Genomic DNA, 13,936 nt, shown 5'->3' with positions numbered 1-13,936 from the left:
GTGACCCGCACCACTTCAGGGCCCGCCCGGTAGGCGTTAGGCTGGTCCGGTGCTGAGCATCGACCGGTCGATCATCGACGCGATCGTCGCCCACGCGCGCCGGGATCACCCCGACGAGGCGTGCGGCGTCGTCGCCGGTGCCGTCGGCAGCGACACCCCGACCCGGCACATCCCGATGGACAATGCCGCGCGCTCGATGACCTTCTACGAGTTCGACTCGATGGAGCATCTGCGCGTCTGGCGGGAGATGGACGACCGCGACGAGGAACCCGTGGTCATCTACCACTCGCACACCGCCACCGAGGCGTACCCGTCGCGTACCGACGTCTCCTTCGCCGGCGAGCCGAACGCGCACTACCTGCTCGTCTCGACCCGTGAGCCCGACTCGGAGGAGATCCGCTCGTTCCGGATCGTCGACGGCGTGGTGACCGAGGAGCCGGTCCAAATCGTGGAGGCCGGGGTCGACCCGCACGCCGTGCAGTCCTACATGTTCGGGCAGAGCCCGGCGACGGTCGACTACGAGTGTTCCGGCCGCTGACCCGTCAGCGTCCGCACCCGTTTCCTCCCGTCACCGTTGGCACACCCGATCAAGGAGCACGACATCATGGCCATCGAAGTTCGTATCCCCACCATCCTGCGTAGCTACACCGGCGGCGCCAAGGTCGTCGAGGGCGCCGGCGACACCCTGGCCGACCTGCTCACCGACCTGGACTCCCGGCACGCCGGGCTGCGCGGCCGGCTGGTCACCGACGCCGGGGCGCTGCACCGCTTCGTCAACGTCTACGTCAACGACGAGGACGTGCGCTTCCTCGGCGCGCTCGACGCCAAGCTCTCCGACGGCGACAGCGTCACCATCCTCCCGGCCGTGGCCGGCGGCGCGTTCGGCTTCGCGGCGGCAGCCGCGATCAGCTCGCACAGCGCGGCGGCTGCCGCGATCAGCTCGCACAGCGTCAGCCGGGACAGCGCCAGCCGGGACAGCGCCGCCGCGGTCCGCGACGCCGTCGCCGCTCACTGAGGGCGGCCGTCGTGGCGCGGTACGACAGCCTGCTCGACGCGTGCGGAGGTACGCCCCTGGTGGGGCTGCCCCGGCTCTCCCCGACGGTGCCCGACGGCGCGCCGCCGGTGCGGCTCTGGGCCAAGCTGGAGGACCGGAACCCGACGGGCAGCATCAAGGACCGCGCGGCGTTGTTCATGGTCCGTGCGGCGGAGGAGGCCGGCCGGCTCCGGGCGGGTGACACCATCCTGGAGCCGACCAGCGGCAACACCGGTATCTCGTTGGCCATGGTGGCGAAGCTGCGCGGGTACCGGCTGGTCTGCGTGATGCCCGAGAACGTCTCCACCGAGCGGATCCAGCTGCTCCGCATGTACGGGGCGGAAATCATCTTCTCGGAGGCGGCGGGCGGCTCCAACCAGGCCGTCGCGACGGCCAAGCAGATCGCCGCCGACCACCCCGACTGGGTGATGCTCTACCAGTACGGCAACGAGGCCAACGCGCGGGCGCACTACGAGACGACCGGCCCGGAGCTGCTGCACGACCTGCCCACCATCACGCACTTCGTGGCCGGGCTGGGCACCACCGGCACCTTGATGGGTACCGGGCGCTACCTGCGCGAGAAGGTCGAGGGCATCCAGGTCGTGGCGGCCGAGCCGCGCTACGGCGAGCTGGTCTACGGGCTGCGCAACATCGACGAGGGGTACGTGCCGGAGCTGTACGACGCCTCGGTGCTGTCCCGCCGTTTCTCGGTCGGTACGCGGGACGCGGTGCTGCGCACCCGTCAGCTGGTGGAGGTGGAGGGCATCTTCGCCGGGTTCTCCACCGGCGCGATCCTGCACGCCGCGCTGGCGGTGGCCCACGAGGCGGTCCGCGCCGGCCGGCGTGCCGACGTGGCGTTCGTGGTCTGTGACGGCGGCTGGAAGTACCTGTCCACCGGCGCGTACGGCGGCACGCTCAGCGATGCCGAGGACGCCCTCGAGGGTCAGCTCTGGGCCTGAGGGCCGGGATCTCAGGCGAACGGGCCGTCGGCGTACGCGTCGACGGCCCGTTCCGCGTCCGGCTCGCTGTGAGCAGGTGTCACGTTAGTGACAACTTCCAACGGATGATTCTTGTCCTCGGGTACCCCAGCGTAGGCTGCGCAGCGTGGCGTACGCGTCGGTAGAGATCATGGCCGGTACGACCGCCGGCAGCGACACTACTGACAGTGACAGTGAGAAAACCCGATGCGACTGACCGTCCTTGGGTGTGCCGGCAGCTTCCCCGGCCCCGAGTCACCGTGCTCCGCCTACCTCGTCGAGGCGGACGGCTTCCGTCTCCTGGTCGACTTCGGTTCGGGCTCGTTGTCGAGCCTCCAGCGCTACGTGGGGCTGCACGCCCCGGACGCGATCCTGCTGACCCACCTGCACTGCGACCACATCCTCGATGCGGTGACGTACGTGGTGGTCCGCCGGTACGCCCCCGAGGGCCCCTATCCGGCGCTGCCGGTGTATGCCCCGGCCGGCGCCCCGGACCGGCTCAGCGCCGCCTACGGAGACGACGGCACGGTGGACGACGTCTACCAGTTCTACGCCCTCCAGCCGGGCACGTTCCCGATCGGGCCGTTCACGGTCACCGTCGACCGGGTCAACCACCCCGTCGAGACGTACGGCGTGCGGCTGGAGCACGACGGCCGGTCGCTGTGCTACTCGTCGGACACCGCTCCCTGCGACGCGCTGCTGCGGCTGGCCCAGAACGCCGACGTGTTCCTGTGCGAGGCCAGCTACCTGGACGGCGTGGACAATCCTCCGGACCTGCACCTGACCGGGCGGGAGGCGGGTGAGATGGCGACCAAGGCGGCGGTGGGTCGGCTGCTCCTCACCCACCTGGTCGCGGCCTGGGGCAGCGAGGCGCACACCCTGGAGTCGGCGGCAGCCGCGTACTCCGGGCCGCTCGAAGTGGTCCGGGCGGGCGCCAGCTACGACATCTGACCGCGTCGCAGCCACCCGGCACGTCGCGCCAGCTACGACATCTGACCGCTTCGCGGCCACCCGGCGCGTCGTCGATGGCCCGGTGTTGTGCCGTACTGTTCGCCGGCCGGTCAGCGGCCGGTCGCCTGGCGCACCCGTGACACCCGCACGGTGTGCACATGCGGATCGCCATCGTGACCGAGTCGTTCCCGCCGGACGTCAACGGCGTCGCGCACTCCGTGGTGCGCACGGCCGAGCACCTGCTGGCCCGGGGCCACGAGCCGGTCGTCATCGCACCCGCGCCGGCCGGGGCCGACCGGCGGCGCGTCGACCGCCTGCCGTACCCGGTGGTGCGTATCCCCAGCGTGCCGTTGCCCCGCTACCAGGGCTTCCGGCTGGGCGTGCCGACGGGCACCCGGCTGGCCGGGGCACTGCTGTCGGCGGCTCCGGACGTGGTGCACCTGGCGAGCCCGTTCGTGCTCGGCGCGCGGGCGGCAACCCTCGCCGACCGGTACCGGCTGCCGATGGTGGCGGTCTACCAGACCGACGTGGCGGCCTACGCCCGGGCGTACCGGGTGAGCTGGGGTGAGGCGGCCGCGTGGCGACGACTCCGGGAGATCCACAATCTGGCCCAGCGGACGCTCGCGCCGTCGACCCGGGCCGCCGCCGACCTGATCGCCAACGGCGTGCAGCGGATCTGGTTGTGGGGTCGGGGTGTGGACGCCGTCCGGTTCGACCCGGCCAAACGCTGCGCCGACCTGCGACGTCGGCTGGCCCCGGGCGGGGAGCTGCTGGTCGGCTACGTGGGCCGGTTGGCCCCGGAGAAGCGGGTGGAGCTGTTGGCGGCGACGTCCCGGCTGCCGGGCGTACGGGTGGTGGTGGTCGGCGACGGCCCGGCCCGCCGTCAGCTCGAGCGGGCGTTGCCGGGGGTCACCTTCCTGGGGGTACGGCACGGCGAGGACCTGGCGCGGCTCTACGCCAGCCTGGACGTGTTCGCGCACACCGGGCCGCACGAGACGTTCGGCCAGACCGTGCAGGAGGCGTTGGCGTCCGGGGTGCCGGTGGTGGCCCCGGCCAGCGGCGGACCGGTCGACCTGGTCGACTCGGGCCGGACCGGGCTGCTGGTCCCGCCCGGCGACGGGGACGCCCTGGCCGCCGCCGTGGCCGAGCTGGCCGGGGACACCGACCGGCGGCGGGCGTACGGGGTGGCGGCCCGGGCCGCGGTGCGCCGGCGTAGCTGGGCGGCTGTCGGCGACGAGCTGGTCGGGCACTATTCCGCAGTACGCGCCAGCGCCGCCACCGTCGGCCTGCCGGCCGCGTCGTGACGGCACCGGGGCTGCGGATCGTCCGGCTCGCGAACTTCGTCACCGAGCGCTCCGGCGGCCTGCGTACCGCGCTGCGGCACCTGGGCGAGGGGTACCGCGCGGCGGGGCACGATCCGGTGCTGGTGGTGCCCGGTCGACGCAGCGCCCACGAGTGGCACCCGTGGGGTCGGGTCGTCACCCTGCCGGGCGTGGAGCTGCCGGGCACGGGTGGGTACCGGCTGCTGGCCGGCCGGCGGCGGCTGGCGCGGGTGCTCACCGAACTGGCGCCGGACCGGCTGGAGGTGTCCGACCGGTCCTCGCTGCGCTGGACGGGCGCCTGGGCGAGGGCGCACGGGGTGCCGTCGGTGATGGTCTCGCACGAGTCGCTGACCGGGCTGCTCGGCCAGTGGGGGGTGCCGGACGTGCTGCGCCGGCCGACCGCCGACCGACTCAACCGGGCCACCAGCCGGGCGTACGACCGGATCGTCTGCACGACCCGCTGGGCGGCCGAGGAGTTCGCGCGCATCGGGGCCGACAACGTCCGGCTGGTGCCGCTCGGGGTGGACCTGGACACCTTCCGCCCGGACCGGGCCGACCCGCGACTGCGGGAACGCTACGCCGACCCGACCGAACTGCTGCTCGTACACTGCGCCCGGTTGTCTCCGGAGAAGCGGCCGGAACTGGCGGTCGACGCCCTCGCCGAGCTGCGCCGGGCCGGCGTGCCGGCGGTGCTCGTGCTGGCCGGGGACGGTCCGTTGCGCGCGTCGCTGGCCCGCCGGGCGGCCGGCCTGCCGGTGACCTTCACCGGCTTCCTGCCCGACCGCGCCGCGGTGGCCGCGCTGCTGGCCAGCGCGGACGTGGTGCTGGCGCCCGGCCCGGTGGAGACTTTCGGCCTGGCCGGGCTGGAGGCGCTGGCCTGCGGCACGCCGGTGGTGGTGAACGCCGCGAGCGCGCTGCCCGAGGTGGTCGGCTCGGCAGGGTTGGCCGGGTACGGCTCCGGGGCGTCGCTCGCCGAGGCCGTGCGGCGCCTCGTGGCCCGCCCGGAGGCGCAGCGGCGGCGGGCCGCGCGGGCGCGGGCCGAGGAGTTCGGCTGGCCCGCGGCGGTCGCCGGGTTCCTGGCGGCACACGACGCGGACGTGCCGCAGGGCACCCGGGGCGAGGTGGATCGCCGCACCGCATAGGGTGCAGGCATGGCGCGACCTGACGGGCGAGGGCCCTCTCAACTCCGACCGGTGACCCTGACCCGAGCCTGGAGCACCCACCCGGAGGGGTCGGTGCTCGTCGAGTTCGGCGGCACCCGGGTGCTCTGCACGGCGAGCGTCACCGAGGGCGTGCCCCGCTGGCGCAAGGGTTCCGGGCTCGGCTGGGTGACGGCCGAGTACGCGATGCTGCCCCGGGCCACCAACACCCGCTCCGACCGGGAGAGCGTCAAGGGCCGCGTCGGTGGCCGTACCCACGAGATCTCCCGCCTGATCGGCCGCAGCCTGCGCGCCTGCATCGACCTCAAGGCGCTCGGCGAGAACTCGATCGTGCTCGACTGCGACGTGTTGCAGGCCGACGGCGGCACCCGGACCGCGGCGATCACCGGCGCGTACGTGGCGCTGCACGACGCGGTGGGCTGGTTGGCCGCCCGCAAGGCCCTCGCCGGCAAGCCGGAGAAGGTCATGCACCGTTCGGTGGCTGCCGTCAGCGTCGGGATCATCGCCGGTGAGGCCCGCCTGGACCTCTGCTACGAAGAGGACGTGGCTGCCGAGGTGGACATGAACGTGGTGTGCACCGGCGCGGGTGACTTCGTCGAGGTGCAGGGCACCGGTGAGGCGGGCGTGTTCGCCCGGGACCAGCTCGACAGCCTGCTCGACCTGGCCGTGGCCGGGTGCGCCGAGTTGGCCGAAGCCCAGCGCAAGGCACTCGCGTGAGCGCGAGGAGTGAGCTTGCGAGCCCCGCAGTCGTGAACAGAGGTTATGCCGTGAGCGCGAGGAGTGAGCTTGCGAGCCCCGCAGTCGTGAACAGAGGTTATGCCGTGAGCGCGAGGAGTGAGCTTGCGAGCCCCGCAGTCGTGAACAGAGGTTATTCAGCATGAACAAGGTCCTGCTGGCCACCCGGAACCGCAAGAAGCTCATGGAGCTCCAGCGGATCCTGGACGGCGCGCTCGGCGCGCACCGGATCGCGCTGCTCGGCCTCGATGACGTCGAGGAGTACCCGGAGCTGCCCGAGACCGGCCTCACCTTCGGCGAGAACGCGCTGATCAAGGCGCGGGAGGGCTGCCGGCGTACCGGCCTGCCGACGATCGCCGACGACTCGGGCATCGCGGTGGACGCGCTGAACGGCATGCCGGGGGTGTTCAGCGCCCGGTGGGCCGGCAAGCACGGCGACGACCAGGCCAACCTCCAGCTCGTGCTGGACCAGATCGCCGACGTGCCGGACGAGCACCGGGCGGCGTCCTTCGTCTGCACGGTGGCGCTGGTGCTGCCCGGCGGCAAGGAGCACCTGGTCGACGGCCGGCAGCCCGGTCGGGTGCTGCGCGCGCCGCGCGGCGACGGCGGGTTCGGTTACGACCCCATCTTCCTGGGCGACGGTCAGGACCGGACCAACGCCGAGCTGACCCCGGCCGAAAAGGACGCGGTCAGCCACCGGGGCAAGGCGCTCCGGGAGCTGGCCAAGCTGGTCGCCAAGGTGCTGCCGCCCGCCGCCTGACGGGCGCGCGGTGCTGCCGCCCGCCGCCTGACCCGCGGCGGACGACAGCGACCCGGCAAGGTCAGCCCAGCGGGCCGACCTCCCGCTCGATGGCGGCGCGCAGCTCGGGCCCGGCGACGACGGCCCGGGCCGCCTCCAGCACCGGGGCGAGGAACACGTCCGGACCGGGGTCGCCGGCCGCCGCACCGAGGGCGGCCACGGCGGCCCGGCCGGCCGGCGACGGCACCAGCGGTTCGCGCAGCTGCAGACCTCGTACGCCGGCCAGCAACTCGACGGCGAGCAGGCTGGTCAGGTTGTCCAGCACGGTCCGCAGCTTCTTCGCGCCCGCCCAGCCCATCGAGACGTGGTCCTCCTGCATGCCACTGGTGGGCAGCGAGTCCACCGACGCGGGCGCGGCCAGCCGCCGGTTCTCCGCGACGATCCCGGCCGCCGTGTACTGGGCGATCATCAGGCCCGAGTTGACCCCGGCGTCGGGGGAGAGGAACGCCGGCAGTTCCCGCGAGCGGGTGACGTCCAACAGCCGGTCCACCCGCCGCTCGGCGATCGCGCCCACCTCGGCGGCGGCGATGGCGAGGAAGTCGGCGGCGAAGCCCAGCGGCGCGCCGTGGAAGTTGCCGGTCGACTCCACCCGCCCGTCCGGCAGCACCACCGGGTTGTCCACGACCGACACCAGCTCCCGGCCCGCGACCGTACGCACGAAGTCCAGCGTGTCGCGGGCCGCGCCGGCCACCTGCGGCGCGCAGCGCATCGAGTACGCGTCCTGCACGGCGTGCGCCAGGTCGTCGCGGTGCGAGTCCATCACCCGTGAGTCCTGCAACAGCCGGTGGATGTTCGCCGCCGACGCCGCCTGGCCGGGGTGCGGTCGGATGGCGTGCAGTTCGGGCAGGAACGGCCGCTCCGAACCGAGCATCGCCTCGATGGCCAGCGCGGCGGTCACGTCCGCCATCGCGAAGAGGTGCGCCGCGTCGTGGATGGCCAGCAGCAGCATGCCGAGCATGCCGTCGGTGCCGTTGATCAGCGCCAGCCCCTCCTTGGCGGCCAGCTCGATCGGCTCGAGCCCGTTGGCGGCCAGCACGTCGGCCGCGTCCTGCCGCTCGCCGCCCGGGCCGAGCACCCAGCCCTCACCGAGCAGCACCAGCGCGCAGTGCGCCAGCGGCGCCAGGTCACCGGACGCGCCCAGCGAGCCGTGCTCCGGCACCCACGGGGTGATGTCGTGGTTGAGCAGGTCGACGAGGGCCTCCGCGACCAGCGGCCGGACCCCGGAGCGGCCCAGGGCGAGCGAGCGTACCCGCAGCAGCATCATGGCGCGGACCACCTCGCGCGGCATCGGTGCGCCCACCCCGGCGGCGTGCGAGCGGATCAGCGCGTGTTGCAGCTCGGCCCGCCGCTCCGGGGCGACGAAGGTGTTCGCCAGCGCCCCGAAGCCGGTCGACACCCCGTACACCGGTCGTCCGGCCGCCTCGATGCCGTCCACGATCGCGCGGCTGGTCGCCATCGCGTCCCGGGCGGCCGGGTCGAGGACCACCGTGGCGGTGCCACGGGCCACCGCGAGCACGTCGTCGGGACAGATCCCGGTGGGCTGGATGGTCACCTGCGTCACTGCGGCACTCCGTTGCGAATTACCTGGCGGATCAGGGGGACACCGGGCCGGTAGGCCAGGTGCAGGTAGGACGGCGCGTCCAGGACGATCAGGTCGGCCCGCGCGCCGGGGGTGAGGACACCGATGTCGTCGCGGCGCAGCGCCCGCGCGCCACCGGCGGTGGCGGCCCAGACCGCCTCCGCCGGGGTCATCCGCATCTCGCGGACCGCGAGGGCGATGCAGAAGGGCATCGACGAGGTGTACGACGAACCGGGGTTGCAGTCCGTCGCGAGCGCCACGGTCACCCCGGCGTCGAGCAGCCGGCGCGCGTCCGGGTACGGCGAGCGGGTGGAGAACTCCGCGCCCGGCAGCAGGGTGGCGACGGTGCGGGTCCCGAACCCGTCGCTGTGCGCCGTACCGGCCAGCGCATCGACGTCGGCGTCGCTCAGGTGGGTGCAGTGGTCGACGCTCGCCGCGCCCAGCTCCACCCCGAGCCGCACGCCCGGTCCGGGGCCGAGCTGGTTGGCGTGCAGCCGTACGCCCAGCCCGACGGCCTGCCCGCAGGCGAGGATGGCGCGGGCGTGGTCCACGTCGAAGGCGCCCCGCTCGCAGAACACGTCGATCCACTTCGCGTACGGCGCGGCGGCGGCCAGCATCGGCCCGCAGACCAGCCCGACGTAGTCGTCCGGCCGGTCGGCGTACTCGGCGGGGACCACATGCGCGCCCAGGAAGGTGGTCTCGGGGCTGGTCTCGGCGGCGATCCGCAGCGAGCGGGCCTCGTCGGCGACGCTCAGCCCGTACCCACTCTTGATTTCCATGGTCGTGGTGCCCTGGCGCAGCGCCTCCCCGCGCAGCCGGCGCACGGTGGCGCGCAGTTCGTCGTCGGTGGCGGCCCGGGTCGCGCCCACGGTGGTCCGGATGCCGCCGCCGGTGTACGGCTCGCCGGCCATCCGCGCGGCGAACTCGGCGGCCCGGTCCCCGGCGAAGACCAGGTGCGCGTGGCTGTCCACGAAGCCGGGCAGCACGGCGGCCCCGCCGACGTCGATCCGATGGTCGGCGGCCGGCGCGTACGCGGCCGGCCCGACCCAGGCCACCTGGTCCTCCTCGACGAGCACGGCCGCCTTGCGGCGGATGCCCAGCGGGTCCGCGCCGATGCCGTTGGTGACCAGCTCCCCGATGTTGTGGACGAGCAGGCTGCTCATGAGGGCGTCACCGCCTCGATCGACGCCGACAGCTCGGCCGGCACGTCGACGCTCAGGTGCCGGCCCTCGGCCACCACCACCCGGCCGTCCACCACGACCTGGTCGACGTCCGCCGCGCCGGCCGCGAAGAACACCCCCACCGGCGGTACGCCGGCGGTGCGGGCGCTGTCCAGCCGTACCGTCACCAGATCGGCGCGGGCGCCGACGGCGATCCGCCCGGCGTCGGCCCAACCCAGTGCGGTGTGCCCGGCGGCGGTGGCGGTGGCGAACAGGTCGACCGGGGCGAAGTGGCCGCGGCGGCGGCTGCGCAGCCGTTCGTCCAGCTCCACGGCGCGGACCTCCTCGAACATGTCGACCACCGCGTGACTGTCGCTGCCCAGGCTCAGCCGGATACCCGCGTCGGCCATCCGGCGGGCCGGGCCGATGCCGTCGGCGAGGTCCCGTTCGGTGGTGGGGCAGAGGCACACGCCGGTGCGGCTGTCGGCGAGCAGGGTCAGGTCGGCGCTGGTCGGATGGGTGGCGTGGACGGCGGTGGTGTCCGGCCCGAGCACTCCGTGGTCCGCGAGCAGCGCGGTGGGCGTACGCCCGTGCACGGCCCGGCACTCGTCGTTCTCGGCGGGCTGTTCGGAGAGGTGTACGTGCAGCGGGGCCTGCCGGTCGCGGGCCCAGTCGGCGACCGTGCGGAGCTGGTCGGCCGGGACCGCCCGCACCGAGTGCACGGCCGCACCGACCCGCACGTGCGCGTCGATCGGTGCGAACGCCCCCGCCCGCCGCGCCCAGCCGGCCGCGTCGCCGTCGCCGAAGCGCCGCTGCGGCCCGGCGAGGGGCTGACCGTCCGTGGTGGAGGTCAGGTAGCAGGTGTCCAGCAGGGTGAGCCGGACGCCGGCGTGTGCGGCGGCCTCGACCAGCGCCGCGCCCATCGCGTTCGGGTCGTCGTACGCGCCGCCGTCGGGCCGGTGGTGCAGGTAGTGGAACTCGCCCACGCAGGTGATCCCGGCGAGCGCCATCTCGGCGTACACCGCCCGCGCCAGCGCCAGGTAGGTGTCCGGGTCCAGCCGGTCGGCGACCGCGTACATCCGGTCCCGCCAGGAAAAGAAGTCACCCCGCCCGTCGTGGGTGCGCCCCCGCAGGGCCCGGTGGAAGGCGTGCGAGTGCACGTTGGCCAGGCCGGGCAGGGTCAGACCGGGCAGCGGCACGGCGTCGGCGTACACGTCGAGGCCGGCCGGCGGTCGGCTTCCGGGGGTCAGCGGTGTCACCGCGCTGATCCGGCCGTCCTCGACCTCGATCAGCACGTCGGGCGTGGGCTCGGCGTGCGCCGGGAGCCAGGCGTACTCGGCCAGCCAGCGGGTGGGTTTCAGCGGCACGTCAGCTCCTCCAGCACGCGGGCCAGCGCGCGAATCCCCGCCGCGCAGTCGTCGTCGCTCGCGGCCTCGGCGGGGGAGTGCGACACCCCGGTCGGGTTCCGCACGAACAGCATCGCCGTGGGCAGGTGCGCCGCGAGCACCCCGGCGTCGTGTCCCGCGCCGGTGGGCAGCACCGGCGCGTCGAGCAGTCCCGCCAGCCGTCCGGCCAGATCGCCGTCGAAGGAGACCAGCGGGGTCACCGACTCCTCGGTGAACCCCACCTCCGTGCCGTCGCGGCGGGCCCGTTCGGCGAGCTTGGCCCGGACCGCGTCGACCAGCCCGGTCAGCGTCTCCGGGTCGGCGGCGCGGGCGTCCAGCCAGCCGGTCACCCGGGACGGGATGGCGTTCGTCGCGTTGGGTTCCACGGCGACCCGGCCCACGGTCGCGTGCGCGCCGCGCAGCCGTGCCTCCTTGTTGGCGGCCAGCACCCCGAACGCGTAGGTGAGCATCGGGTCGCGGCGGTCGGCCATCCGCGTCGTACCCGCGTGGTTGCCCTCGCCGACCACGTCGAACCGCCAGCGGCCGTGCGGCCAGATGGCGCTGGCCACCCCGACCGGCGCGTCCGCGTCGACAAGCGCGCGGCCCTGCTCGACGTGCAGCTCCACGAACGCGGCGAACCGACCCAGCAGCTCCGGGTGGGCGCCCGCCGGCCGCCCGCCGAGCGCCTCGGCGAAGCTCACCCCGGCCGCGTCGCGCAGGCCAGCCGCGCGGTCGGCCGCCAGCACGCCGGTGAGCAGCCGCGACCCCAGGCAGGGTACGCCGAAACGCGCGCCCTCCTCCTCCACGAACGCGGCCACCACCAGCGGCCGGACCGGAGTGACACCGGCGGCGCGCAGCTCGTCCACGGCGAGGAACGCGCTGACGATGCCGAGCGGCCCGTCGTACGCCCCGCCGTGCGGCACCGAGTCGAAGTGGCTGCCGGTCAGCACGGCGTCCGTGCCCTCGGGGTCACCCCAGTGGGCGAACAGGTTGCCGTTGCCGTCCTCGGTGACCGGCAGGCCGCGCCGCTCGGCCTGGGCCCGGAACCAGGCCCGTAGCTGGAGTTCCGGCTCGGTCAACGCGTACCGCAGGTAGCCGCCGCTGTCGGCGTCCCGCCCGAGGAGCGCGATCTCGTCCCACGACGCCCGGAACCGGCCGGGCAGGTCATCGGTCACGGGTGCGTGCCCTCGGTCATGGGCACCCGGACGCCGGTGCGTTCGGCGACCTCGCGGGCGCTGTCGTAGCCGGCGTCGACGTGCCGGATGACGCCCATCGCCGGGTCGTTGGTGAGCACCCGTTCGATCTTCTGCCCGGCCAGGGCCGTGCCGTCGGCCACGCAGACCTGCCCGGCGTGGATGGAGCGGCCGATGCCGACACCGCCGCCGTGGTGGATGGACACCCAGGACGCCCCGCTGGCGGTGTTCACCAGCGCGTTCAGCAACGGCCAGTCGGCGATGGCGTCGGAGCCGTCGGCCATCCCCTCGGTCTCCCGGTAGGGGCTCGCCACGCTGCCGGTGTCCAGGTGGTCGCGGCCGATCACCACCGGAGCGGAGAGCTCACCGGCGGCGACCATGTCGTTGAAGCGCACGCCCGCCCGGTCGCGCTCGCCCTGGCCGAGCCAGCAGATCCGGGCCGGCAGACCCTGGAACGCGACCCGCTCGCCGGCCAGCTTGATCCAGCGGGCCAGCGACTCGTTCTCCGGGAACAGGTCCAGGATGGCCCGGTCGGTGGCGGCGATGTCGGCCGGGTCGCCGGAGAGCGCCGCCCACCGGAACGGGCCCTTGCCCTCGCAGAACAGCGGCCGGATGTACGCGGGCACGAAGCCCGGGAAGTCGAACGCCCGCTGGTAGCCGCCGAGCTGCGCCTCACCCCGGATCGAGTTGCCGTAGTCGAAGACCTCGGCGCCGGCGTCGAGGAAGCCGACCATCGCCTCGACGTGCCGCGCCATCGACGCGCGGGCCCGGTCGGTGAACTCGGCGGGCTTCGCGGCGGCGTAGTCCCGGGCGTCGGCCAGTTCGACCCCCACCGGCAGGTACGCCAGCGGGTCGTGCGCGCTGGTCTGGTCGGTCACGATGTCGATCTCGACGCCCCGGCTCAGCAGTTCCGGGAAGACCTCGGCGGCGTTGCCGACCACCCCGACGCTCAACGCGCGCCGGTCCCGCTTCGCCGCGCGGACCCGCGCGACCGCGTCGTCCAGGGAGTCGGCCACCTCGTCCAGGTACCGGTCGTGCACCCGGCGGTCCAGCCGGGTCCGGTCGACGTCCACGATCAGGCAGACCCCGCCGTTCATGGTGACCGCCAAGGGCTGCGCGCCACCCATTCCGCCGCACCCGGCGGTGAGCGTCAATGTGCCCGCGAGACTTCCCGCGAACCTCTTGGCGGCCACCGCCGCGAACGTCTCGTAGGTGCCCTGGAGGATGCCCTGCGTGCCGATGTAGATCCACGAGCCGGCCGTCATCTGCCCGTACATGGTCAGGCCGAGCTGCTCCAGGCGACGGAACTCGGGCCAGGTCGCCCAGTCGCCGACCAGGTTGGAGTTCGCCAGCAGCACCCGGGGCGCCCACTCGTGCGTCCGCAGCACACCGACCGGCCGCCCGGACTGCACCAGCATCGTCTCGTCCGCGCGCAGGTCGGTCAGCGTACGCACCAACGCGTGGTACGACGGCCAGTCCCGCGCGGCCTTTCCGGTGCCGCCGTAGACCACCAGGTCGTCGGGGCGTTCGGCCACCTCCGGGTCGAGGTTGTTCATCAGCATCCGCAGGGCGGCCTCCTGCTGCCAGCCACGGGCGGTGAGCTGGCTGCCCCGTGCGGCACGGACGGGTTGGGTCATCTCCG

General features: G+C 74.0%; 13 protein-coding genes. 8 read left to right on the top strand and 5 right to left on the bottom strand.

The window, feature by feature from the left end:
• Window positions 1-49: 49 nt before the first annotated feature.
• The 8 genes from AC3EN4_RS04295 to rdgB all read left to right on the top strand — a co-directional run bounded on the left by AC3EN4_RS04295 (window position 50) and on the right by rdgB (window position 6,938).
• Window positions 50-538 (top strand): M67 family metallopeptidase, encoded by a 489-nt coding sequence (locus tag AC3EN4_RS04295; RefSeq protein WP_355052048.1) that lies wholly within the window; start codon window positions 50-52, stop codon window positions 536-538.
• A gap of 66 nt (window positions 539-604) precedes the next feature.
• Window positions 605-1,015 (top strand): MoaD/ThiS family protein, encoded by a 411-nt coding sequence (locus AC3EN4_RS04290; RefSeq protein WP_435204608.1) that lies wholly within the window; start codon window positions 605-607, stop codon window positions 1,013-1,015.
• Between the two features lie 11 nt (window positions 1,016-1,026).
• The gene (locus AC3EN4_RS04285) at window positions 1,027-1,992 is read left to right on the top strand and encodes a PLP-dependent cysteine synthase family protein (protein ID WP_435204607.1); all 966 of its coding nucleotides are present in this window, start codon (window positions 1,027-1,029) and stop codon (window positions 1,990-1,992) included.
• Between the two features lie 225 nt (window positions 1,993-2,217).
• The gene (locus AC3EN4_RS04280) at window positions 2,218-2,961 is read left to right on the top strand and encodes an MBL fold metallo-hydrolase (RefSeq protein WP_435204606.1); all 744 of its coding nucleotides are present in this window, start codon (window positions 2,218-2,220) and stop codon (window positions 2,959-2,961) included.
• A gap of 158 nt (window positions 2,962-3,119) precedes the next feature.
• A complete protein-coding gene (locus AC3EN4_RS04275) occupies window positions 3,120-4,265 on the top strand; it encodes a glycosyltransferase family 4 protein (protein ID WP_435204605.1) in 1,146 nt (381 codons plus the stop codon).
• Entirely contained in the window at window positions 4,262-5,425 is a 1,164-nt protein-coding gene (locus AC3EN4_RS04270; protein WP_435204604.1) for a glycosyltransferase, read from the top strand. The genes AC3EN4_RS04275 and AC3EN4_RS04270 overlap by 4 nt, the downstream gene beginning before the upstream one ends.
• Before the next feature lie 9 nt (window positions 5,426-5,434).
• Window positions 5,435-6,160 carry a ribonuclease PH gene (gene rph / locus AC3EN4_RS04265; protein ID WP_435204603.1) on the top strand — a complete coding sequence of 242 codons (726 nt, stop codon included), beginning with the start codon at window positions 5,435-5,437 and terminating at the stop codon, window positions 6,158-6,160.
• Window positions 6,161-6,320: 160 nt separating this feature from the next.
• The gene (gene rdgB / locus AC3EN4_RS04260; protein ID WP_422738565.1) at window positions 6,321-6,938 is read left to right on the top strand and encodes an RdgB/HAM1 family non-canonical purine NTP pyrophosphatase; all 618 of its coding nucleotides are present in this window, start codon (window positions 6,321-6,323) and stop codon (window positions 6,936-6,938) included.
• Window positions 6,939-6,999: 61 nt separating this feature from the next.
• Here rdgB and hutH read toward each other — a convergent pair whose 3' ends face one another.
• The 5 genes from hutH to hutU are packed head-to-tail and all read right to left on the bottom strand — an operon-like array spanning window position 7,000 to window position 13,931.
• Window positions 7,000-8,538 carry a histidine ammonia-lyase gene (hutH, locus tag AC3EN4_RS04255; RefSeq protein WP_435204602.1) on the bottom strand — a complete coding sequence of 513 codons (1,539 nt, stop codon included), beginning with the start codon at window positions 8,536-8,538 and terminating at the stop codon, window positions 7,000-7,002.
• Window positions 8,535-9,719, bottom strand: a complete 1,185-nt coding sequence (hutI, locus tag AC3EN4_RS04250) for an imidazolonepropionase (protein ID WP_435204601.1) — start codon at window positions 9,717-9,719, stop codon at window positions 8,535-8,537. The genes hutH and hutI overlap by 4 nt, the downstream gene beginning before the upstream one ends.
• The gene (locus AC3EN4_RS04245) at window positions 9,716-11,077 is read right to left on the bottom strand and encodes a formimidoylglutamate deiminase (protein WP_435204853.1); all 1,362 of its coding nucleotides are present in this window, start codon (window positions 11,075-11,077) and stop codon (window positions 9,716-9,718) included. Before AC3EN4_RS04245 ends, hutI begins: the two co-directional genes overlap by 4 nt.
• Window positions 11,074-12,276 carry an allantoate amidohydrolase gene (locus tag AC3EN4_RS04240; RefSeq protein ID WP_435204600.1) on the bottom strand — a complete coding sequence of 401 codons (1,203 nt, stop codon included), beginning with the start codon at window positions 12,274-12,276 and terminating at the stop codon, window positions 11,074-11,076. The genes AC3EN4_RS04245 and AC3EN4_RS04240 overlap by 4 nt, the downstream gene beginning before the upstream one ends.
• A complete protein-coding gene (gene hutU, locus AC3EN4_RS04235; RefSeq protein WP_435204599.1) occupies window positions 12,273-13,931 on the bottom strand; it encodes a urocanate hydratase in 1,659 nt (552 codons plus the stop codon). The genes AC3EN4_RS04240 and hutU overlap by 4 nt, the downstream gene beginning before the upstream one ends.
• Window positions 13,932-13,936: the final 5 nt, after the last annotated feature.

It is taken from the genome of Micromonospora sp. bgisy143, assembly GCF_057708145.1.
The sequence above is the reverse complement of the archived record's forward strand: the minus strand, read 5'-3'. Positions and strand labels throughout refer to the sequence as shown.

Coding starts and splice junctions, on each gene's coding strand:
- AC3EN4_RS04290 (WP_435204608.1), top strand. CDS start 605: ATGGCCATCGAAGTTCGTATCCCCACCATCCTGCGTAGCTACACCGGC.
- AC3EN4_RS04280 (WP_435204606.1), top strand. CDS start 2,218: ATGCGACTGACCGTCCTTGGGTGTGCCGGCAGCTTCCCCGGCCCCGAG.
- AC3EN4_RS04275 (WP_435204605.1), top strand. CDS start 3,120: ATGCGGATCGCCATCGTGACCGAGTCGTTCCCGCCGGACGTCAACGGC.
- rph (WP_435204603.1), top strand. CDS start 5,435: ATGGCGCGACCTGACGGGCGAGGGCCCTCTCAACTCCGACCGGTGACC.
- rdgB (WP_422738565.1), top strand. CDS start 6,321: ATGAACAAGGTCCTGCTGGCCACCCGGAACCGCAAGAAGCTCATGGAG.
- hutI (WP_435204601.1), bottom strand. CDS start 9,719: ATGAGCAGCCTGCTCGTCCACAACATCGGGGAGCTGGTCACCAACGGC.
- hutU (WP_435204599.1), bottom strand. CDS start 13,931: ATGACCCAACCCGTCCGTGCCGCACGGGGCAGCCAGCTCACCGCCCGT.